The organism is Deinococcus soli (ex Cha et al. 2016) (genome assembly GCF_001007995.1).
Taxonomy (GTDB): Bacteria; Deinococcota; Deinococci; order Deinococcales; family Deinococcaceae; genus Deinococcus; species Deinococcus soli.
This window is the reverse complement of sequence record NZ_CP011389.1, coordinates 1213956-1233375: the sequence shown is the minus strand read 5'-3', so window position 1 is coordinate 1233375 and position 19420 is coordinate 1213956. Positions and strand designations below refer to the sequence as shown.

General features: G+C 70.3%; 18 protein-coding genes. 5 read left to right on the top strand and 13 right to left on the bottom strand.

Annotated elements, in window-relative coordinates:
- Positions 1 to 10: 10 nt before the first annotated feature.
- The gene (gene moaA / locus SY84_RS06145) at positions 11 to 1015 is read right to left on the bottom strand and encodes a GTP 3',8-cyclase MoaA (RefSeq protein ID WP_046843281.1); all 1005 of its coding nucleotides are present in this window, start codon (positions 1013 to 1015) and stop codon (positions 11 to 13) included.
- Between the two features lie 222 nt (positions 1016 to 1237).
- On the opposite strand from moaA, the gene SY84_RS06140 reads away from it, so the two are divergent.
- The 3 genes from SY84_RS06140 (at position 1238) to SY84_RS06130 (ending at position 4417) form a co-directional block, all read left to right on the top strand.
- Positions 1238 to 1528: a DUF485 domain-containing protein gene (locus SY84_RS06140; protein ID WP_046843280.1), complete on the top strand. Its 291-nt coding sequence runs from the start codon at positions 1238 to 1240 to the stop codon at positions 1526 to 1528.
- Complete coding sequence (locus SY84_RS06135) at positions 1525 to 3117, top strand: cation acetate symporter (protein WP_046843279.1); 1593 nt, start codon at positions 1525 to 1527, stop codon at positions 3115 to 3117. Before SY84_RS06140 ends, SY84_RS06135 begins: the two co-directional genes overlap by 4 nt.
- Positions 3118 to 3214: 97 nt before the next feature.
- Positions 3215 to 4417, top strand: a complete 1203-nt coding sequence (locus SY84_RS06130; protein ID WP_380081323.1) for an MFS transporter — start codon at positions 3215 to 3217, stop codon at positions 4415 to 4417.
- On the opposite strand, the gene SY84_RS06125 is transcribed toward SY84_RS06130, so the two are convergent.
- The 3 genes from SY84_RS06125 to SY84_RS06115 all read right to left on the bottom strand — a co-directional run bounded on the left by SY84_RS06125 (position 4407) and on the right by SY84_RS06115 (position 7407).
- Positions 4407 to 6164, bottom strand: coding sequence for a GGDEF domain-containing protein (locus tag SY84_RS06125; protein ID WP_046843277.1), 1758 nt, complete (start codon positions 6162 to 6164; stop codon positions 4407 to 4409). The two genes, SY84_RS06130 and SY84_RS06125, sit on opposite strands and share 11 nt — an antisense overlap.
- 112 nt (positions 6165 to 6276) lie before the next feature.
- Entirely contained in the window at positions 6277 to 6795 is a 519-nt protein-coding gene (locus SY84_RS06120) for a GNAT family N-acetyltransferase (protein ID WP_046843276.1), read from the bottom strand.
- Between the two features lie 3 nt (positions 6796 to 6798).
- Complete coding sequence (locus tag SY84_RS06115) at positions 6799 to 7407, bottom strand: helix-turn-helix domain-containing protein (protein WP_046843275.1); 609 nt, start codon at positions 7405 to 7407, stop codon at positions 6799 to 6801.
- Positions 7408 to 7607: 200 nt separating this feature from the next.
- Between SY84_RS06115 and acs the strand changes: the two genes are divergently transcribed.
- Positions 7608 to 9566 (top strand): acetate--CoA ligase, encoded by a 1959-nt coding sequence (gene acs, locus SY84_RS06110; protein WP_046843274.1) that lies wholly within the window; start codon positions 7608 to 7610, stop codon positions 9564 to 9566.
- 204 nt (positions 9567 to 9770) lie between these two features.
- On the opposite strand, the gene SY84_RS06105 is transcribed toward acs, so the two are convergent.
- The 6 genes from SY84_RS06105 to efp form a co-directional block, all read right to left on the bottom strand.
- A complete protein-coding gene (locus SY84_RS06105) occupies positions 9771 to 10040 on the bottom strand; it encodes a hypothetical protein (RefSeq protein WP_046843273.1) in 270 nt (89 codons plus the stop codon).
- A 69-nt stretch (positions 10041 to 10109) separates the two neighbouring features.
- Positions 10110 to 10688, bottom strand: a complete 579-nt coding sequence (locus SY84_RS17005; RefSeq protein ID WP_052751234.1) for a class I SAM-dependent methyltransferase — start codon at positions 10686 to 10688, stop codon at positions 10110 to 10112.
- An 84-nt stretch (positions 10689 to 10772) separates the two neighbouring features.
- Positions 10773 to 11561 carry an IS5 family transposase gene (locus SY84_RS06095; protein WP_046844987.1) on the bottom strand — a complete coding sequence of 263 codons (789 nt, stop codon included), beginning with the start codon at positions 11559 to 11561 and terminating at the stop codon, positions 10773 to 10775.
- A 63-nt stretch (positions 11562 to 11624) separates the two neighbouring features.
- The gene (accC, locus tag SY84_RS06090) at positions 11625 to 12962 is read right to left on the bottom strand and encodes an acetyl-CoA carboxylase biotin carboxylase subunit (protein ID WP_046843271.1); all 1338 of its coding nucleotides are present in this window, start codon (positions 12960 to 12962) and stop codon (positions 11625 to 11627) included.
- A 183-nt stretch (positions 12963 to 13145) separates the two neighbouring features.
- A complete protein-coding gene (gene accB, locus SY84_RS06085; RefSeq protein ID WP_046843270.1) occupies positions 13146 to 13685 on the bottom strand; it encodes an acetyl-CoA carboxylase biotin carboxyl carrier protein in 540 nt (179 codons plus the stop codon).
- Between the two features lie 233 nt (positions 13686 to 13918).
- Positions 13919 to 14476, bottom strand: coding sequence for an elongation factor P (gene efp, locus SY84_RS06080; protein ID WP_046844986.1), 558 nt, complete (start codon positions 14474 to 14476; stop codon positions 13919 to 13921).
- 223 nt (positions 14477 to 14699) lie between these two features.
- Here efp and SY84_RS06075 point away from each other — a divergent pair, with 223 nt between their 5' ends.
- Positions 14700 to 15416 (top strand): 50S ribosomal protein L25/general stress protein Ctc, encoded by a 717-nt coding sequence (locus tag SY84_RS06075; protein WP_046843269.1) that lies wholly within the window; start codon positions 14700 to 14702, stop codon positions 15414 to 15416.
- 665 nt (positions 15417 to 16081) lie between these two features.
- On the opposite strand, the gene SY84_RS15815 is transcribed toward SY84_RS06075, so the two are convergent.
- The 3 genes from SY84_RS15815 to SY84_RS06055 form a co-directional block, all read right to left on the bottom strand.
- Positions 16082 to 16951: a hypothetical protein gene (locus SY84_RS15815; protein ID WP_052751058.1), complete on the bottom strand. Its 870-nt coding sequence runs from the start codon at positions 16949 to 16951 to the stop codon at positions 16082 to 16084.
- A 344-nt stretch (positions 16952 to 17295) separates the two neighbouring features.
- The gene (locus tag SY84_RS06060; protein ID WP_046843268.1) at positions 17296 to 18360 is read right to left on the bottom strand and encodes an aminopeptidase; all 1065 of its coding nucleotides are present in this window, start codon (positions 18358 to 18360) and stop codon (positions 17296 to 17298) included.
- A gap of 39 nt (positions 18361 to 18399) precedes the next feature.
- The gene (locus tag SY84_RS06055) at positions 18400 to 19323 is read right to left on the bottom strand and encodes an aldo/keto reductase (RefSeq protein WP_046843267.1); all 924 of its coding nucleotides are present in this window, start codon (positions 19321 to 19323) and stop codon (positions 18400 to 18402) included.
- Positions 19324 to 19420: the final 97 nt, after the last annotated feature.

Here is a 19420-nt window from a genome sequence, read left to right as displayed (position 1 = left end):
CTGACAGGCGTCAACCGCCGATATGCGACATCTCCACCTTCGGACGCAGGGCCGCCGTGGCCTCCCCGCGCTCCTCGCTGTAGCGGTCGTTCCGGCGCGCCCACACGCCCGCGATCAGGTCCCGCAGCGCCGCGTCCGAGGCCCCGTCCCGCAGCGCCGCGCGCAGGTCCGTCCCGCCGGACGCGAACAGACAGGTGTACAGCACCCCCACCGCCGAGAGGCGCGCCCGCGAGCAGTCCCCGCAGAACGGCGCCGTCACCGAACTGATCAGCCCAACCTCGCGCCCCTCCGGATCGGCGTACCGAGAGGCCACCTCGCCCCGGTAGTCCGCGCGTACCGGCTGGAAGTGACCGGCCCCCGCCTCACCTCCCAGCCGGGCCAGGACCTCACGGCTGGGCACCACGCTGTCCAGGTTCCAGCCGTTGTGATTCCCGACGTCCATGAACTCGATGAAGCGCACCGGCGCCAGTTCGCGCAGCGCCAGCCACAGCTCGCGCAGGCCCGCGTCGTTCACGCCACGCTGCACCACCGTGTTCACCTTCACGCCCAGCCCGGCCGTCAGGGCGGCCTCGATCCCGTCCATGACCCTCTGCGGATGCGTGCCCAGGCCGTTCATGAGCCCGAAGACCTCCGGGTCGAGGCTGTCGATGCTGACCGTCACCCGCCGCAGGCCCGCCGCCTTCAGGTCCGCCGCCACGCGCGGCAGCAGCAGGCCGTTCGTGGTCATCGCCACGTCCTCCACGTCCGGAATGGCCGCCAGGGCCGCGATCAGGGTGGGCAGGTCGCGCCGCAGGGTCGGCTCGCCACCCGTCACGCGCAGCTTGCGCACGCCCAGCGCCACGAACGCGCGGGCCAGCCGCTCGATCTCCTCGAAACTCAGCAGTTCGGCACGTGGCAAGAAGGCGTACTCCGGCCCGAACACGTCCGCCGGCATGCAGTACGTGCAGCGCAGGTTGCAGCGGTCCGTGACGCTGATGCGCAGGTCGCGCAGGGGCCTTCCCAGCAGGTCGAGCATTGCCCCGCAGGATAGCGGGCGGCGGGTGGGAACTTGGCGGGACGCCTCGCATTCGCCCGCCCCGGCCCGCCCCGGTCCCGGCTGTACCGTTCACAGGGACGCAAAGCTTGAACCCGGTGCATTGCGGCCGCCCCACCGTCCGACTACCCTGAACGCAACGTCCACAACCCAGCCCCGCGCGGCCGGCCGCGACCGACCGCACCCCCACTCCCGGAGGTCGTCATGACGGTATCCAGCGCCCCCCCCGCCGCGCGTAACGCCGCGTACCAGCAACTGGTCGCGCAGCGCAACGCCTTCACCCTCACCATGACGGTCACGTTCCTGGTGCTGTACTTCCTGCTGCCCGTCCTGGCCGGGTACAACAAACCCCTGATGGCGCAGAAGGTCGTCGGGAACGTCACCTTCGGGTACGTCCTGGCCTTCGCGGAATTCATCATGGGCTGGGTCATGGCGTACATCTACGTCGTCAAGGCCCGCACCTTCGACCGGCTGGCACAGGAGGCCCGCGCGTGACCTTCCTGCTCGCTGCGGTCATCGTGGCCGTCACGCTGGCCGTCACCTTCTGGGCCAGCCGCCGCAACACCAGCGCCGGGGACTTCTACGTCGCGGGCGGCCGCATCAGCGCCACCCAGAACGGCATCGCCATCGCCGGGGACTACATGAGCGCCGCCAGTTTCCTGGGCATCACCGGCCTGATCGCCCTGAACGGCTACGACGGCTTCATGTACTCGGTCGGGTGGTTCATCGCGTACCTGACCGTACTGTTCATCGTGGCCGAACCGCTGCGCAACCTCGGCAAGTACACCCTGGCCGACATGCTCGTGTACCGCCTGAAAGACCCCCGCGTGCGCACCTACGCCGCCGTGAGCACCATCGTGATCAGCACCTTCTACATGATCGCGCAGGTCGTCGGCGCCGGCTCCCTGATCAGCCTGCTCTCCAGGGGCGCCATCAGCGCCGACCTCGCCATCCCGCTCGTCGGCGTGCTGATGATCATCTACGTCGTGGTGGGTGGCATGCTGGCCACCACCTGGGTGCAGATCATCAAGGCCATGCTGCTGATGTTCGCCACCATCGTCATGACCGTCCTGATCCTGAACCGCTTCGGCTGGAGTTTCTCCAACATGCTCGGTGTGGTGGAAGCCAAAAACGGCGCTGCCTTCCTGGGAGCGGGCGTGAAATACACCAACCCCATCGACCTGATCAGCCTGTGCCTCGCGCTGGTGCTCGGCACCGCCGGACTGCCGCACATCCTGGTGCGCTTCTTCACCGTCCCCACCGCGCAGGATGCCCGCAAGAGCGTCGTGTGGGCCATGGCCCTGATCGGCGCGTTCTACGTCATGACCGCCTTCATGGGCAACGCCGCCAACGCCCTGCTCGGCAAAGGCGCCATCGAGGCCGCGAACAAGGCCGGGAACATGGCCGCGCCGCTGCTCGCCGAGAACCTCTTCGGCGGGGCGGGCACGCTGGGCGGCGAGTTCGGCCTGGCCTTCGTCACCGCCGTCGCCTTCGCCACCATCCTCGCGGTCGTCGCGGGGCTGACCATCAGCGCGTCCACGAGCTTCACGCACGACATCTACAACGGCGTCCTGAAGGGCGGACAGGCCAGCGAGAAAGACCAGTTCCGTGTCGCCCGCCTCGCCACCGTCGCCGTGGGCGTCGCCGCGATCCTGCTGGGTCTGGCCGCCAAGACCCAGAACGTCGCGTTCCTGGTCGCCCTGGCCTTCGCGCTGGCCGCCAGTGCCAACCTGCCGGTCATCCTGTTCACGCTGTTCTGGCGCAGGTTCAACGCCACCGGCGCCATGTGGGGGATCGTGGGCGGCATCCTGTTCACGCTGCTGCTCATCGCCATCAGCCCCAACATCATGAAGATCGACCCGGACACCCTGACCACCGGCCGCCACCTGATCCAGGCCAACGCGATCTTCCCGCTGGAGAACCCCGGCCTGATCAGCATTCCCGCCGGATTCCTGTTCGCGTATCTGGGCACCCTGATCGGCGCCCGCCGCCACACGCCCGAGGACGACCGCATCTTCGAGGACATGCAGTTCCGCGCCTACACCGGCGCCGGCGTGGACGGCACCGTCGCCGCGCACGACTGACCCGCACACGAGAGGGGACCCGGATGCCGAGTCGCGTCCGGGTCCCTCCGCTGAGTGGCGGATGCACCCGCCCGTGACCTGACCTAGCATGGCGCGCGTGACTGCCCTGATCCACGCCCCCTACCCGACCGGATTCTGGGTGCTGTGGTGGGGCACACTGATCAACCGCCTGGGGGAGTTCGTGGTGCCGCTGCTGGGGTTCTACCTGACCGCGCACGCGCACCTGGGCGTCACGCAGGTCAGCGTGATCCTGGCGATGCTGGGCCTGGGCCGCTTCATCTCCGAAGGGCTCAGCGGCCCGCTGACCGACCGGCGCGGCCCGGCCTTCACCATGATCCTCGCCCTGACCGGCGGCGCGGTCATGATCCTCGCGCTGTCCTTCGCGCAGGGGTTCTGGTGGACGGCGGCGGGCGTGCTGGGGTTCTCGCTGCTGTCCGCGCTGTACAAACCCGCCGCGAGCACCGCCGTCGCGGACCTCACGCAGGGCCCGCAACGGACCCGCGCGTACAACCTGCTGTACTGGGCGATCAACGTCGGCGCCGCCACCGCGCCCATCCTGGGCGGCTGGCTGGCCGGGCGGTCCCTGCGGCTGCTGTTCTGGCTGGACGCCGCGACCATGGCCCTCTTCGCGCTGCTGCTGACCCTGCTGTATCCGCGAACACCCCGCGCCGCGCTGTCGCAGGTCACCCACACCCGCCGACTGCTGCCGCGTGACCCACTGCTGTGGCAGTTCTGCCTCGCGTCCCTGCTGTTCGGCCTGACCTACCAGAGTTACAAGCTGCTGGCCGTGGTGTTCGCGCAGCAGGGCTTCAGCGCCGCGCAGTACGGACAGATGCTCGCGGTGAACGGCGCGCTGGTCGTGCTGCTGGGTCTGCCGCTGGGCCACCTGATCGCCCGCAGCGGCCACCCCCGCTGGCAGGCCCTGGGCGCCGCCCTGCTCGGCGCGGGCTTCCTGGGCCACGCCCTGGCGCATACCCTGTGGGCCCACATGCTGGCTGTCGCCGTCTGGACGATCGGGGAGATCATCGCCTACGGCATCAGCAAGACCATCATCAGCGAACTGGGCCCCCCCGAGCAGCGCGGCACCTACATCGGCCTGGTGGGCAGCATGGCGGGGCTCGCCACCCTGCTCGCCCCGCTGCTGGGCGGCGCGCTCCTCCAGACGCTCGGCGCGGGCGGGATGTGGGTCGTGATCGCCGGACTGGCGCTCCTGGCCGCGCTGCTCCTGCTGGCGCTGGAAGGGCGCGTGCAGGCCCGGATGACCCGCCCCGCCGGCGCCCCTGAGGCCGCTACCGGGTGATGGTCAGGGTGTTCGGCCCCTGCCGCCGCGCCCGGTAGTACTCGGCGTCCGCCGCGTCGATCAGCAGGTTCACGCCCTGCACGAACCCGCGCCCCACCAGCCCCACCGCCACGCTGACCGCGCCCTGCATGCCCGGCACGCCCCAGTCGTACGTACGGACCTGCTCGATCACCCGTTCCAGGGGATGCGTCGCCTCCTCCGGCGCCGTCTCGGGGAAGATCACCATGAACTTGAACCGGTCGAAGCGCGCGACCGTGTCCATCGCCCGCACCTGCCCCTCCAGGACGCGACTCACGGCACTCAGGACGTTGCTGACGAACAGGTCCGCCGGGCCGTCGGTGGGCGGCGCGTGGACCTCCACCCCCACCACCGCGAGACTCAGCGGGGCGCGCAGGCGCACGCAGCGGTTGAAGTGCAGTGTCAGGACCTCCAGCCCGAAGGGCCGCGAGTGCGCGCCGCTTTCCGTGTCCAGCATGGACGTGCCGCGCCAGCGTTCCAGCATGACCTGCATCGCGGCCAGCCGGGTACTGGCGTCCTGCACGGTCCCCTCCAGGAGGTGCAGCGTGTCGCGGCGCGCCGCGCGCTGCGCGAGCGCCTCACGCGCGCCGTAGACCGCGTCCTGCACCTGCGTGTCCCGTTCGGCGTCCCGGCGGCGCTGCGCGTCCAAGCTGGTCGCCCAGGCGCGCAGCTGCGCGGCCGTCTCGGCCGGGTCGCCCTGCGCCTCGGCGAGGTCCGCCAGCGCCAGGTGCGCCCCGGCACTCAGGTCACCCTGCCCGTGCTCCAGGCCGAAGCGCAGCGCCCAGACCAGCGTCTCGCGCGCCTGCGCGGCGCGGCCCTGCGCGGCGAGGTGCGCGGCCAGGGCCAGCAGCGTCCGCCCGTGCGCCCGGGGCGAGTCCTGCTCGGTCAGCGTGAGGCTGCGGCGCAGCAGGGCGTGCGCCTCGCCCGGCTGGCCCTGCGCGTCGTGCGTGGCAGCGCGGGCGTCCAGCAGCGCCGCAAGCAGCGCGGGCTCGCCGTGACGTTCGGCCAGGGGCAGCGCCGCGTCCAGAAACCGCGCGGCGCGCGCCGGGTCCCCCAACGCGGCGTACGCGCGGCCCAGGCCGCCCAGCGCGCGGGCCTGCGCGGCGGTGCCCTCGCCGTGCGTCAGGTGCCCGGCCGCGCGCAGCGGCTCCAGCGCCGCCTGCGCGTCCCCGGCCTCCAGGTGCAGTTCACCCAGGCCCAGCAGCGCCCCGGTCGCCTGCACGCGCGCGTCGTGCGTGACCGCCAGTTCGGTGGCGCGCGTGAACGCCCCGGCGGCCTGCGCGGCGCTGCCCAGGTCGCGCAGCAGCGCTCCCAGCTGCACCTGCAGGGTCAGTTCGGTCAGGGGCTGCCCGGTCTCGGCGGCCAGCGCGGCGGCGCGCAGCAGCGCCGGGAGCCGCGCGAGCGGGTCGTCCAGCAGCGCTGCCTCGCGGACCGCGCAGGCGAGTTCCTGTGCCGCGTCCCGCAGCTGCTCGAAGCGCCGGGCGGCCGACCGGACCTGCTCCAGCGCCTCCGGGCCGCCGTGCAGCGCGCCCAGGCGCAGTTCGGCGCGGGCGGTGCGGGCCGGGTCGTTCAGGCTGGCGGCCAGCTCGCGGGCCTGCCCGGCCAGCGCCACCTGTTCCGGCAGGGGGTGAGGATCGGCGGACAGGGCCAGGAGCGCGTCCACCCGCGCCGGGCCGGGCTCCTGGGGCAGCAGCGCCTCGAAGGGTTGCAGGTGTGCTGGGAGGTCCATCAGGGCCTCCGAACGGGGACTGAGGGCAACATGATCCACAGTACGGGCTGGGCGCCGGGGCCGCAAAGGGGGGGCGGCATGACTGGGCGGAGAAGCGGGCGCTCGTCCTTGCTCAGAGCCGCCGGTAGTACAGGCGCGTGCCGGTCAGGCCCCCGTGGGGTTTCAGGGCGTAATCGGGGATCTCCCCGGCGAACACGTACCCAGCGCGCTCGTACAGGCCCGACGCGCCGCCCTCGCTGGCGGTGTCCAGCACGAGCAGCGTGCGCCCGTGCGTGCGGGCCAGGGCCTCGGCCTCGCGCAGCAGGGTCAGGGCCAGTCCCTGCCCGCGCGCGCCCGGCGCGGTCATCATCTTGGCGATCTCGGCGCGGTGCGGCTGGTTGGGCGGGCAGTCGAGGATCAGCGTGACGGTCGAGAGCAGCCTCGTGCCCTGCCACGCGCCCAGCACGACGCGTTCGCCACGCGCGGCGGCGGCCAGCGAGCCCGCCCAGAACGCGCGGGCCTGCGCCGGGTCAAGGGGATGCATGAAGCTCACGGACCCCCCGGCGGCGACGGTGGCGATCAGCAGGTCGCTCAGGGCGGCCAGGGTCTCGGGGGTGGCACACAGCGGTTCAATACGGACGGCGTCGGTCATGGCTTACCTCCGGGCGAGAAAGACGGCGTACATGCAGGGCTGAGTGCCAGGATTCTCGAAGGTCACGTCGCAGGGCGGGCCAAAGCCCAGGCAGTCGCCCGCCGCCAGCATCCAGGTGAGGTCCGGCGTGCGGCGCTCGGTCAGGCGCAGTTCACCCGACTGCACCCACAGCACCTGCGCAATGTGCGCGTACGAACTGGCGGGCAGCGTCACGCTCGCCCCGGCCGGGAGGGTGACCTGCACGGCCTCCAGCGGGTGCGTGGGCGCGGCGAACAGTTGGCGGCGGGTGTACCCGGTGTCAGGGTCACGCCACTCGGGCTGCTGCGCGGCGCGCGACAGGCGTTCGTGCTCGCGCGCCCCGGCCCCCTCGGCGCGCAGGAGCAGCCCTGCCAGGGTCAGGTCGAACGCCCCGGCGAGGCGCAGCAGCGTGACGGCAGTGGGGCTCATCTCGCCGCGCTCGATACGGCTCACGGCGGCCTTCGACACCCCGGCGCGCCCCGCGAGGGTCGCCTGCGTCCAGCCGCGCGCCTCCCGCTCGGCCGTGATCTGCCGGGCCAGCCGTCCGGCGGCCTGCTCGGCCGTGACGTCAGATGGGTTGCTGATCGTGGTCATGCGTTGATTTTCCGCAATAGCGCTTTCCCGTGTCAAGGCCGAACCTGACCGCTTGAACCGGGTGCAGTACCGCCGCGGTACCCGCGCAGTCAGCCCACCCGGAATCCCACCTTCGCGCGAGTACAGTGAAGGCCACACACAGCCCAACCCTGCGCCCGGGGCCACACCGGCGGCCCCAGCCCCTCACCCGGAGGTGTCCCATGACCCAGACCCCCACCCAGGCCAGCGATCACATCGACGCGATGCTCCACGAGAACCGAGTGATCGCACCGGCCGACGACTTCCGCGCGCAGGCCCGCGTCACCCGCGAGGACTACGAGCGCCGCTACCACCAGAGCCTCGACGACCCCGACACCTTCTGGTCCGGGGTGGCCGGCGAACTCCACTGGTTCACCCCGTGGACGCAGGTGCTCGACTGGCAGCCCCCCCACGCGCAGTGGTTCGTGGGTGGCCAGACGAACGTCGCCTTCAACGCCCTGGACCGCAACGTGGCGCGCGGCCTGGGGGGCAAGACGGCGATCATCTGGGAGGCCGAGGACGGTGAGGTCCGCACCTACACCTACGCCGAACTCCTGCGCGAGGTGAAGCGGGCCGCGAACGCCCTGCGCGATCTGGGCGTGCAGGCCGGCGACCGCGTCACCCTCTACCTGCCCCTGACGCCCGAGGCGGCGATCGCCATGCTCGCCTGCGCCCGCATCGGCGCCGTGCACTCCGTCGTGTTCGGCGGGTTCTCGGTCAGCGCCCTGGCCGACCGGATCAACGACGCCCAGAGCAAGGTCCTGATCACCGCCGACGCCGGGCAGCGGCGCGGTTCCCTGGTGAACCTCAAGGCGAACGCCGACGAGGCCGCCACACTCACCCCCAGCCTCGAGAAGATCCTCGTGGTGTGCCGCGCCGACTGTGACGCCCCCATGCAGGAGGGCCGCGACGTCTGGTGGCACGACGCCCTGAACGCCGCCAGCGACGAGCACGACGCCCTGCCCGTGGACAGCGAACACCCCCTGTTCGTGCTGTACACGTCGGGCAGCACCGGCAAACCCAAGGGCGTGCAGCACACCACCGGCGGGTACATGATCGGCACGTACCTCACCACCCAGACCGTCTTCGACCTGAAAGACGACGACATCTACTGGTGCACCGCCGACGTCGGCTGGATCACCGGCCACAGCTACAGCGTGTACGGTCCCCTTCTGAACGGCGCGACCGTCCTCATGTACGAGGGCGCGCCCAACCACCCCGACTGGGGCCGCTTCTGGCACCTGATCCAGAAGCACCGCGTCACGATCCTGTACACCGCGCCCACCGCCATCCGCTCCTTCATGCGCCAGGGCGACGCCATCCCCGCCGCGTACGACCTGAGCAGCCTGCGCCTGCTGGGCTCGGTCGGGGAGCCCATCAACCCCGAAGCGTGGATGTGGTACTGGCGCACCATCGGCGGCGAGCGCTGCCCCGTCGTGGACACCTGGTGGCAGACCGAGACCGGCAGCATCATGCTCACCACCCTGCCCGGCGCGCACGCCAGCAAACCCGGCAGCGCGGGCCTCCCCATGTTCGGCGTGGACCCCGCCATCATGACCCACCAGGGCGAGGAACTCGGGCCCGACGAGGGCGGCCTGCTCGTCATCAAACGCCCCTGGCCCAGCATGCTGCGCACCGTCTACGGCGACGACGACCGTTACCGCAAGACTTACTGGGGCGAGATCGACGGCGTGTACTTCGCCGGAGACGGCGCCCGCCGTGACGCCGACGGGTACGTCACCGTCATCGGCCGCGTGGACGACGTCCTGAACGTCAGCGGCCACCGCCTGGGCACCATGGAGATCGAATCCGCCCTCGTCGCCCACCCCAGCGTCGCCGAGGCCGCCGTGGTCGGCAAACCCGACGACGTGAAAGGTGAAAGTGTCGTCGCGTTCGTCCTGCCCCAGAGCGGCCACACGGTTGACCCGAAAGAGCTGCGCGCCCACGTCAGCCGTGAAATCGGCGCCCTCGCCCGCCCCGACGCCATCTACGTCGCCGACGCGCTCCCCAAGACCCGCAGCGGGAAGATCATGCGCCGCTTCCTTCGCCAGATCGCCGCGGGCAAGGACATCCAGGGCGACACCAGCACCCTCGAAGACCCCGGCGTGCTCGACCGGCTGGCCGCCACCGACCCCGTGTAAAGCAGGTCAGGGGGCCGCGACACCGCCACGACTGGGGTGTCGCGGCCCGCTGCTGAAGTCATACGGGATGAAATGGACTTGCGTGCACCGTGATCGCGTTCCGTTGTCCCCTCTCCCCCTGTAGGAGAGGGAGGAGCGAAGCGACGGAAGGGTGAGGGGGCCACCGGGCGACTCGGAATGACGTGGACTGACTTGAATTCCGTATCACGTGGCGCTGATCGCGTACTCCGGCGCGTCCGCCCGCAATTCCAGGTGATCCCCGCACCACAGCGGGTGCAGGTCCACGCTGGCCGTGCGGCCCCAGCGCGCCCCGTCATGCGCGGCCCGCACCGTCAACGTGACCGTGCCGCTGGGTTTCGCGGACACCTGAATGTCCAGGTGCCGCAGCGGGTCCGGGCGGCACCCTCCGAGCAGCTGGGTCTGAAGTTCCGGAAGCAGGGGCCGCAGCGCCTGATGCAGGTCAGCAGGAAGCATGCCCGCAGCATGCGCCCCACCGCGCGGGGGCGGCACTGGCCGCCTGGCGCGCCGACTGGCCAGCTGACCTCACGGGGCCAGGGACCAGACCAGCAGCTGCGCGGCGTCCTGCACGGGGAAGAGGTGGGGGGAAACCTCCGCCTCTTTCCCGTATGTGCCCAGCAGGAAGCGGGCGTCGTCACCGGTCACCGTAAGCGGGCAGGTGACGGTCAACGCGGATTCCGGCAGCGTGTCCCCCGGCGCGAGGGGCTGGCCCAGCGCCGCCCAGGTGGCCCGCAGGTGCACCGGGCCGTGCGCGGCGTCCCACACCTGCCCGCCGGGCCGCAGCACGCGCCGCGCCTCTGCCAGTGCCCGCGCCGGATCGGGCAGGTGCGCCAGGACCCTCACGAACAGCACCACGGCGAAGCTCGCATCCGGGAACGGCAACGCCACCATTGATGCGGGCTGCACGCCCGGCCCCGGCGTGGGATCGATCCCCACCACCCGGCCCGCGTGCCCCCGCCGCGCCAGCTCCCGCAGCAGCCGACCATCCCCCGCGCCCACATCCAGCACGTCCAGGGCAGGGGAGAGGCTCAGCGCGTCCAGCAGCAGCCCCTCCGGCCACGCCCGGCCACACAGGCGCGAGAGCCACGCATCACGCGCCCCCAAACGGGCAGAGGCAGACGCCGGGTGCCCCCCAGCCGTCTGCCTCCGACCATCCGCCATAGGCTCTTAAAGCGTGTTTTAAAAGCTTTAGGCAGCGGGGTCAAGACGGCGCAACATGAGTCGAATGCTGGCGAGATAGCACCACGCTTCGGTGGTCTCTGGCCGCCCTTCGAAATCTCGGGTCAGGCGACGACAGCGGGTCAGCCAAGCCAAGCTACGCTCAACGACCCAGCGCCGTGGGCGGACAACGAAGCCTCGTTGTCCGCTGATGCCGTGAACGATCTCCACCACCCAGCCCAGGACCTTCTCGGCCCACGTCACCACTTCACCTAAGTAACCGCCATCCGCCCAGATGTGCTTCAGGCGCGGATGGCGTTTGGCGAGGATGCCCAGCAGGATCGGGGCTGCGACCCGATCCTGCACGCCACCCCCCGTCACATAGACCACCAGCAGCAGTCCAAGGGCGTCCACGACCAGATGCCGCTTGCGCCCATTGGTCTTCTTGCCCGCGTCCACACCGCGTATCCCCGCCTGTGGCGCACAGCGCACGGTCTGGGAGTCGATACTGCCCGCACTCGGCTCCGGATCGCGTTTGGCCTTGCGCCGTGTACGTCTGACCAGGAAGCGGTTCACCGCTTCCCACGTGCCGTCGTACTGAAACCGTCGGAAGTAGCCGTAGACGGTCTCCCAGGCTGGGAAATCATGAGGCAGATTGCGCCAGGCGCAGCCGTTTTGGAGTACATACATGATCGCGCACATCACCTCATACAGATCCACCGTGCGGGGTCGGCCCCCGGCCTTGCCAGTCGGCAACAACGGTTCGAGGCGTTTAAACTGCTGGCGGGTCAGGTCGCTGGTATACCGTTGTCGTCTCATCAACATCAGCGGGCCAGAACCTGGCCCGCTGCGCTGTCATTCAGGCACTTTTAAAACACGCTCTTACATCTCCATGCGGGTCTTCAGGAAGTTCGTCATGACCGCCCCGCGCTTGTAGAACGGGTTGTCCATGATCTTCACGTACAGCGGAATGGTCGTCTTCGGTCCCTGGATGACCGTCTCTTCCAGCGCGCGCTTCATGCGGGCAATCGCCTGCTCGCGGGTGTCGTGGTGCACGATCAGCTTGCCGATCAGGCTGTCGTAGTGCGGAGGGATCACGTAGCCGGTGTAGCAGTGGCTGTCCACGCGCACGCCGGGACCACCTGCGAAGTGCACGTCGTCGATCTTCCCGGCGGCCGGGCGGAAGTCCTTGTCGGGATCCTCGGCGTTCAGGCGGCACTCGATGGCGTGCCCGCGCAGCACCACGTCCTCCTGCTGGAGCTTCAGGCCGTACCCGGCGGCGATCTCCAGCTGCAGCTTCACGAAGTCCAGCCCGGAGATCTCCTCGGAGACGCAGTGCTCCACCTGGATGCGGGTGTTCATCTCCATGAAGTAGTAGTTCCCGTCGCGGTCCACGATGAATTCCAGCGTGCCCGCCCCGGCGTAGTTCACGTGCTTGGCGAGACGCACGCCCGCCGCGAGGATCTCCTGACGCAGCGTATCCGGCAGGGTGCTGGGCGCCTCCTCGATCAGCTTCTGGTTGCGCCGCTGGATGGAGCAGTCGCGCTCGCCGATGTGGATGACGTGGCCCTGCCCGTCGCCCATGACCTGCACCTCGACGTGCCGGAATTCCTCCAGGAACTTCTCCATGATGATCGCCGGATCACCGAAGTACAGCCGCGCTTCCTCCTGCGCCTGCGCGAAGCCCTTGGCGAGTTCCTCCTGCGTGCGGATGACCTTCTGCCCGCGCCCACCGCCGCCCGCGCTGGCCTTGAGCAGCACCGGGTACCCGATCTGTTTGGCGGCCAGCAGCGCGTCGTCCACCGTATCCAGCACGCCGGTGCCCGGCACGACCGGCACGTTGCTCAGCGCGGCGATCTCGCGCCCGCCGGCCTTGCTGCCCAGGGCCCGCATGCTCTCGGGCGTCGGCCCGATGAACGTGATGCCATGCTCGCGGCACATCTCCGCGAAGTCAGGGTTCTCCGCCATGAAGCCGTAGCCCGGGTGAATGCCCTCGGCGCCCGTCATCAGCGCCGCCGAGAGGATGTTCGGGATGTTCAGGTACGATTGGTTGCTCGCGGGCGGACCCACGCACACCGACTCGTCGGCCAGCAGCACCGGCAGGCTCTTCTCGTCTGCCGTGGAGTACACCACGACCGTCTTCACGCCCATCTCCCGCGCCGTCCGGATGACGCGCAGGGCAATCTCGCCACGGTTGGCGATCAGGATCTTCTTGAACATGCATGCCTCCAGCGGCTGGGAGGCAAACCTCGGTCGGCTGAGTTCTGATCCGCTCCGACTTGCGGTGAGAGCCGGGAACGTCGCCCGGCCCACCCCTTCATCTGCGCGACTCAGAACCTGTTGCTGCTCGCGCTGCGGTGCAGCCTTTCAGGTCCGCTCGGGTTCGCCTCCGGCTCACCGCAATTACTCAATGATGAAGAGGGTCTGGCCGTACTCGACGGGTTCGGCGTTCTTCACGAGGATCTCGCGAATGGTGCCGCCCTGCTCGGCTTCGATCTCGTTCATGAGTTTCATCGCCTCGATGATGCACAGTACCTGCCCGGCGGCCACGGTGTCGCCGACCTTCACGTAGGGGGCGGCGTCGGGGCTGCTGGATGCGTAGAAGGTGCCGACGATGGGCGCCTTGACGGGCGTGCCCTTGCTGGCGGGCTTCTCGGCAGGCGCCTCGGCGGGCGTGGGGGCCGGAGCGGGCGCGGCCTGTGCGGGGGCGCTGTCCTGCACCTGTGGGGCAGGCATGGTGGGTGCGGGCATGGGCGCGAACGCGGGGGCGGGCATGGGGGTCGCGACCGGGGCGGGGCCGGGGGTGGGCATGGGTGCGGGCGCGGCGAAGGCCTGCGGGCCGCGTTTGAGGCTCAGGTCGAAGCTGCCGGTGCGCAGGCTGAATTCGCGCACGTCGGCGTACGTGAGGGCATCGAGAATCTGTTTCAGGTCGTTCGGGTTCATGGCCCCTCCTTGAAGTTCGGGTGTTCTGCGGGTGCTGCTCCCAATCATGCCCTGTGCCGGGTGAGAGGGGCATGCACCCCGCAGCCTAACGCTCGTTTGGCTGCGCCCAGTCTAGCGGCAATCGCGGTGCAGGGGCACTCCGGGCCGCCGGGCGCGGACTGAACTCAGTCCAAGGGAAAACGTGTGCGCCGCCCGCCGGAGGAACCGGGGGCGGCGCCGTTACGTCACGTCATTTACGCGCGGCTGAGGTACTGACCCGTGCGGGTGTCCACCTTCACGTTGGTGTCCTGCTCGACGAACAGGGGCACCTGCACCACGGCGCCGGTCTCCAGCGTGGCGGGCTTCGTGCCGCCGGACACCGTGTCGCCGCGCACGCCGGGGTCGGTCTGCACGATCTTCAGGATGACCTGGTTGGGCAGCGTGATGCTCAGGGGCTTCTCGCCGTACATCGCGACTTCCACCTCGGTGTTCTCCTTCATGAACTTCGAGGCGTCGCTGACCAGGGTCTTGCCCAGCGTGATCTGGTCGAAGGTGTCCAGGTCCATGAACACGTAGTCCTCACCGTCGGGGTAGAGGTACTGCATCTTCTTGCCTTCCACGTAGATGTCCTGCAGCTTCTCGCCGCTGTTGAAGGTGCGGTCCACGATCGAGCCGCTTTCCATGTTGCGGAACTTCGTGACGACCTTCGCGCCGCCGCGGCCCATCTTCAGGTGCGAGTACTCCAGGCACTCCCACAGGCCGCCGTCCATCTCCACTTTCGTGCCGTTGCGCAGTTCAGTCACACTGATCATGTTCTTCTCCTTATCTTCCGTCCGGGGCCATCTCCGCACCCGCTGGGTGGGGCGGCCGCGCGGCAACGCCACAGAGTCTAGCAGAGGCCCCCGTAACCCTTCCACCCGCGCACGCGCGTTTGCTATGCTGTCACGGTTGCACGCCCGCCCCCCGCCCCGCCCCGAGCGGAACCGCGCGGCGAGAGTGAGGCGGCGAAGAACGTCCCCGAAGGAGAAAGAGCACATGGAACTGAACGCCAAACCCCGCAAGAGCCAGGAAAAGCTCGCTGAAGGCCTGATCCCCGCCGTCGCCTACAACAAGGAGAAGAACGTCTCCTTCACGATCGACAAGAAGGCCTTCGACCGCGCCTTCCGCCAGACCAGCACCACCGGTCTGTTCGACATCACCATCGAGGGTGGCGAGACCTTCCCCGCGCTCGTCAAGACCGTGCAGATGGACAAGCGCAAGCGCACCCCCATCCACGTGGACTTCTACATGGTCACCTACGGTGAACCCGTCGAAGTGAACGTCCCCGTGCACACCAAGGGCAAGAGCCAGGGCGAAGTCATGGGCGGCCTCGTGGACATCGTCATTCACAACCTGAGCGTCATCGCCCCCGGCCCCCGCCGCATCCCCCAGGAACTCGTCGTGGACGTCACCAAGCTGAACATCGGTGACCACGTCACCGCCGGTCAGGTCAAACTGCCCGACGGCGTGAAGCTCGCCGGTGACGCCGAGCAGGTCGTCATCAGCGTCCTGCCGCCCCGCCTCAGCGAAGGCGAAGCCGCCGCCGAGCAGCAGGCCGCCCAGGTGGCCGGTCTGGTCGCCGCTGGCGAGATCAGCGAGGAAGCCGCCGCCGCGATCCTCGAAGGCGACGCCACCGTCGAGGAAGCCAAGGCCGACGCCGCGGGCGAGACCGAAGGCGACGCCGAGAGCACCGAAGAGAAGAGCGAAGAGTAATCCTCTTCCCGAGCGCCGCCCCTCCCACCGGAGAGGCGGCGCTCCTCTTTTGGACGCCCCGCCCCAGTCGCCGGGGAGAGGGTGCCCCGGGCGCGACGCGACACTGGGACCCCGGTGTCCAGTTCCACCCTGGCGCCTCCGGCAGGCCCTTCGACGCCATGTCCAACCGCTGGTGTGGACGGGGGCTCGCTCCGGCTCCGCACCTCTGCGAGTCCGCCCGGTTCAGGTGTGCGCTGGTCAGCCCTCGACCCACCTGAACACCGCTGCGACCATAGCACCCCCCTCGTCCTCGCCCGTCTGATACGGGATTCGAGTGATTCCACATCATTCGGAGTCGCCCGGTGGCCCCCCTCGCCCTTCCGCCCTGTCGCGCTTCCCTCCCTCTCTGCTGCGCAGCTCTCCGAGTCCCACAGGGGGAGAGGGGACAACGGAACGTGTTCCAGTCGGAAGCAAGTCAATTTCATCCCGTCTGATGTCGAGGTCGGTGGGGGCGCACGGTGCCCACGTTCTGTTCAGGACGGTCCGGACCCCACCTGCGGCCGATCCGGATGCGCCCACGCTCCTCTCGGTCCCGCCCGGAGGTTGCGGGTGCAGACATGAAAAAACCGCCCCGAGGGGGGGGCGGCTTCGCACCTGGAGGGGCGCTGCACGGAGAGGCGCTGCGCTCAGGGCTGGCTGGGCGGCGTGACGGGAGCTGGGGTCACGGGCTCGGTCGGGGCAGGCGCACCGGGGGCCGGTTCGCTGGGCGCGGGTTCAGTCGGTGCCGCGTCTGCCGGGGCGGATTCAGCCGGAGCTGCCTCCGCTGGCGCCTCGCTGGGCGCTGTGTCTGCTGGGGCCGCGTCGGTGGCGGGCGCACGGTCGGGTGCGGGCGTCTCGGCGGCGGGGGCGGCCGGGGTGCTCTCGCTCTCGGGCAGGCGGGCCAGCGCCACGACCGTCAGGCCCATGCTGCTCCTCTGTGTCAGCTGGAACTGCTGGTCATCCTTCGTCAGGGTCAGGGTGGTCACGCCCGCCGCGTCGGCGGTGGGGGCGGCACCCTCGGCGGCCTGATACCCCTCGGCGACCAGGGCCTGCGCGGTGCGGGCCAGGGCGTCCTCGGCGTCACCCCTGTAGATCAGGGCCTCGCCCAGCACGGTGGGGACGGTCTTCAGGACCTCCTCGCCGTCCAGTTTGGGGACAGTCACGCTGCCTGCGGCCGGCAGGCTGCTGGGCTGGGCGTCACCGGCCGGGGCGGCGTCGGCCGGCGCTGCTTCGGTCGGCGCTGCGGTGTCTGGCGCGGCGTCCGTCGGGGCCGCATCAGCAGGCGCCGCGTCCGTGGGGGCGGTCTCGGTCGGGGCCGCGTCGGTGGGGGCCGTTTCAGCCGGCGTGGTCGGCGCGGGGGCCGGCGCCGTGGGCTCGGTGGTGACGGGTGCCGGGGCGGGCGGCATGACCGGGTCGGCGGTCTGGGCCAGCGCCGCAGGGGCGGCCAGCAGGCTCAGCGTGAGCAGGCCCAGCAGGGGGCGGCGCAGGGCGGGACGGGGGGCATTCTCTTGACGCATGGAGCACCTCTTTCAGGGTCGCGCGGCCACGGTGGGCCGGGCGGGGAGAAGTGAACGACCGCTCTGGGCTGTTCCTGCTCCCCACCTTGCGGGGCGAAGCTGCGCGTTCCCTGGGGGCACGCTCAAGGGCGCGCCGGATGTCCGCTCAGGCGCGGCGCACGCAGCCTTCATGGGATTCAGGGGCACGTCACCGCCCCCTCACCCCGCGGGTCAGCCCGGTCCCCCGCAGCGGGGGAACAGTGACCGGCCGGTAGCAGACCCGCGCCCGGCCGGGCATGAGACCGCCCTCTCACACGGCGCAGCGTGCAGGACGGCGTCTGGGGACCGACCGTGAGGGCCGCCGGTCAGGAACCGCGCAGGCAGGTGGCCCGCTCGGCCTGCGGGCGGCGGCCGCACGCGCGGGCCTCCTCGATGAAGGTGGGCAGGTGCCCGTCCACCCGCGCCAGGAGGGCCTGGAAGTCCGGGACCATGGTCGCGTAGGCCGCCACGGCGCCCAGCGTCGCGTTGTTCACGCCCCGCGCGAAGAAGGCGTCGTAGCCCGCGTACCCGCCCCAGGATGCCTTCAGCGTCGCGTACTGGGTGTTCATGTCCGCCAGGATTGCCACCTTGCGCGCACGCCGTTCGGCCTCGGTCAGGCCGGACGCGGCGTACAGCGCCTCCAGCCGCGCGCGGGTGTCCAGCAGCAGCGCCTCGAACCCCGACTGCCGCTCCTGCGCCAGCCGGTCCTGTTCGCGCAGCTCCGGCGTGCCGTACCGCGCCAGCCAGCGGCGCATCCCCTCTTCCTCCACCGCTGTGGCGTACGACTCGTTGAACACCGTGTCGCCCGCCACGTACAGGCTCGGGTGGGACAGCTCGTGGATGATCGTGCGGATCAGCGTCGCGTCCGGGTAGCTCAGCATGGTGGACAGCAGCGGGTCCTTGAGGTACCCCAGCGTGGAGTACGCGCTGACGCCGCCCACGTTCACGTCCCGGCCCGCCGCGCGCCGCGCCTGCGCGTCCGAGAGCGCCGCCGCCTCGCTGAAGTATCCCCGGTACCCCACACAGCCCGCCACTGGGAAACACGACGTGTCCAGCGTCACGCTGAACTCCGGCGCGGAAAACACGTTCCACACCACGTACGGCCGCCCGACGTCCACGTACTTCAGGAACGAGCCGTGGTCCGGTAGGCCCAGCCCACCCGCCGCCTCCGGCGCGACCGCGAAGGCCCGCACGTCCGACGCCAGTTGCAGGCGGCGCCGCACGCCCGCCGGGGTGCCCGGATCAGCCAGGACGTCCGCCAGGGGCCGCGCGCGGCGCAGCAGGTCCAGCTGCCCGCCCGCCGCCTGCGACAGGTACCGCACGTCCGCGCACCCGCTCAGCAGCGCCCCGCCCGCCACGAGCGCCGCCGCCACCCACACCCTGCGTTTCATGACGCGCAGTCTAGCCGGGGCGGCGGAACCCGGGGAGGGTCAGGGCAGCGTGTTCCCGGCCGCGATCAGCAGGCCATACCATTCCTCGCGCGTCAGGGTGACGTCCGCCGCGCGCAGGCAGTCCGCCAGACGCTCCGGGGTGGTCGTGCCGGTCACCGGCTGCATCCGCGCCGGGTGCCGCAGCAGCCACGCCATGGCGACCGTCGTGCTGCTCACGCCGTACTTCGCGGCCATCTCGTCCAGTTTCGCGTTCAGCGCGGGGAACTTCGCGTGCCCGATGAACACCCCCTCGAAGAACCCGAACTGGAACGGCGACCAGGGCTGCACGGTGATGTCGTGCAGGCGGCAGTAGTCCAGCACGCCCCCGTCGCGGTTCACGGCCTCGGCGTTCTCCATGTTCACGTTCAGGCCGCTGGTGATCATCGTGGCGTTCGTGATGCTCAGCTGCAGCTGGTTCGCCACCAGCGGCTGCCGCACGAACTTCTTCAGCAGCTCGATCTGGCGCGGGTGCTGGTTCGACACGCCGAAGTGCCGCACCTTGCCCTCCTGCTCCAGCTGGTCGAAGGCGGCGGCGACCTCCTCGGGTTCCACCAGCGCGTCCGGGCGGTGCAGCAGCAGCACGTCCAGGTACTCGGTCCGCAGCCGCTTCAGGATGCCGTCCACCGACGCCAGGATGTGCTCCCGCGAGAAATCGAAGGTCTGGAGGTCGGGGCGAATCCCGCACTTGGACTGGAGGATCAGGCCCTCACGGACGCTGGAGGTCATGCCGACCGCATCCGCGAACACCTCCTCGCTGCGGCCCGCGCCGTAGATGTCGGCGTGATCGAAGAAGTTCGCGCCGTGCTCCAGCGCCGTCCCGATCAGCCGCGACGCGGCCGCCTGCTCCATTCCGTCGATGCGCATGCAGCCCACCGCGACCACCGGCACCATCAGCTCACTTCCGCCCAGCTTCTGAGTTCGCATGCCCCCATGCTATCTGAAAGGATTCAGAACGGGGGAAGGGGCCCCGCCTGAAGATCACCTCAGGACACGCCCAGCCTCCCGTGAAGCCCGCGTCATC

Bases quoted from the DNA above. Each gene is read 5' to 3' on its own strand.
- moaA (WP_046843281.1), bottom strand. From the start codon at position 1,015: ATGCTCGACCTGCTGGGAAGGCCCCTGCGCGACCTGCGCATCAGCGTC.
- SY84_RS06140 (WP_046843280.1), top strand. From the start codon at position 1,238: ATGACGGTATCCAGCGCCCCCCCCGCCGCGCGTAACGCCGCGTACCAG.
- SY84_RS06125 (WP_046843277.1), bottom strand. From the start codon at position 6,164: ATGGACCTCCCAGCACACCTGCAACCCTTCGAGGCGCTGCTGCCCCAG.
- SY84_RS06120 (WP_046843276.1), bottom strand. From the start codon at position 6,795: ATGACCGACGCCGTCCGTATTGAACCGCTGTGTGCCACCCCCGAGACC.
- SY84_RS06115 (WP_046843275.1), bottom strand. From the start codon at position 7,407: ATGACCACGATCAGCAACCCATCTGACGTCACGGCCGAGCAGGCCGCC.
- acs (WP_046843274.1), top strand. From the start codon at position 7,608: ATGACCCAGACCCCCACCCAGGCCAGCGATCACATCGACGCGATGCTC.
- SY84_RS06105 (WP_046843273.1), bottom strand. From the start codon at position 10,040: ATGCTTCCTGCTGACCTGCATCAGGCGCTGCGGCCCCTGCTTCCGGAA.
- SY84_RS06095 (WP_046844987.1), bottom strand. From the start codon at position 11,561: ATGAGACGACAACGGTATACCAGCGACCTGACCCGCCAGCAGTTTAAA.
- accC (WP_046843271.1), bottom strand. From the start codon at position 12,962: ATGTTCAAGAAGATCCTGATCGCCAACCGTGGCGAGATTGCCCTGCGC.
- accB (WP_046843270.1), bottom strand. From the start codon at position 13,685: ATGAACCCGAACGACCTGAAACAGATTCTCGATGCCCTCACGTACGCC.
- efp (WP_046844986.1), bottom strand. From the start codon at position 14,476: ATGATCAGTGTGACTGAACTGCGCAACGGCACGAAAGTGGAGATGGAC.
- SY84_RS06075 (WP_046843269.1), top strand. From the start codon at position 14,700: ATGGAACTGAACGCCAAACCCCGCAAGAGCCAGGAAAAGCTCGCTGAA.
- SY84_RS15815 (WP_052751058.1), bottom strand. From the start codon at position 16,951: ATGCGTCAAGAGAATGCCCCCCGTCCCGCCCTGCGCCGCCCCCTGCTG.
- SY84_RS06060 (WP_046843268.1), bottom strand. From the start codon at position 18,360: ATGAAACGCAGGGTGTGGGTGGCGGCGGCGCTCGTGGCGGGCGGGGCG.
- SY84_RS06055 (WP_046843267.1), bottom strand. From the start codon at position 19,323: ATGCGAACTCAGAAGCTGGGCGGAAGTGAGCTGATGGTGCCGGTGGTC.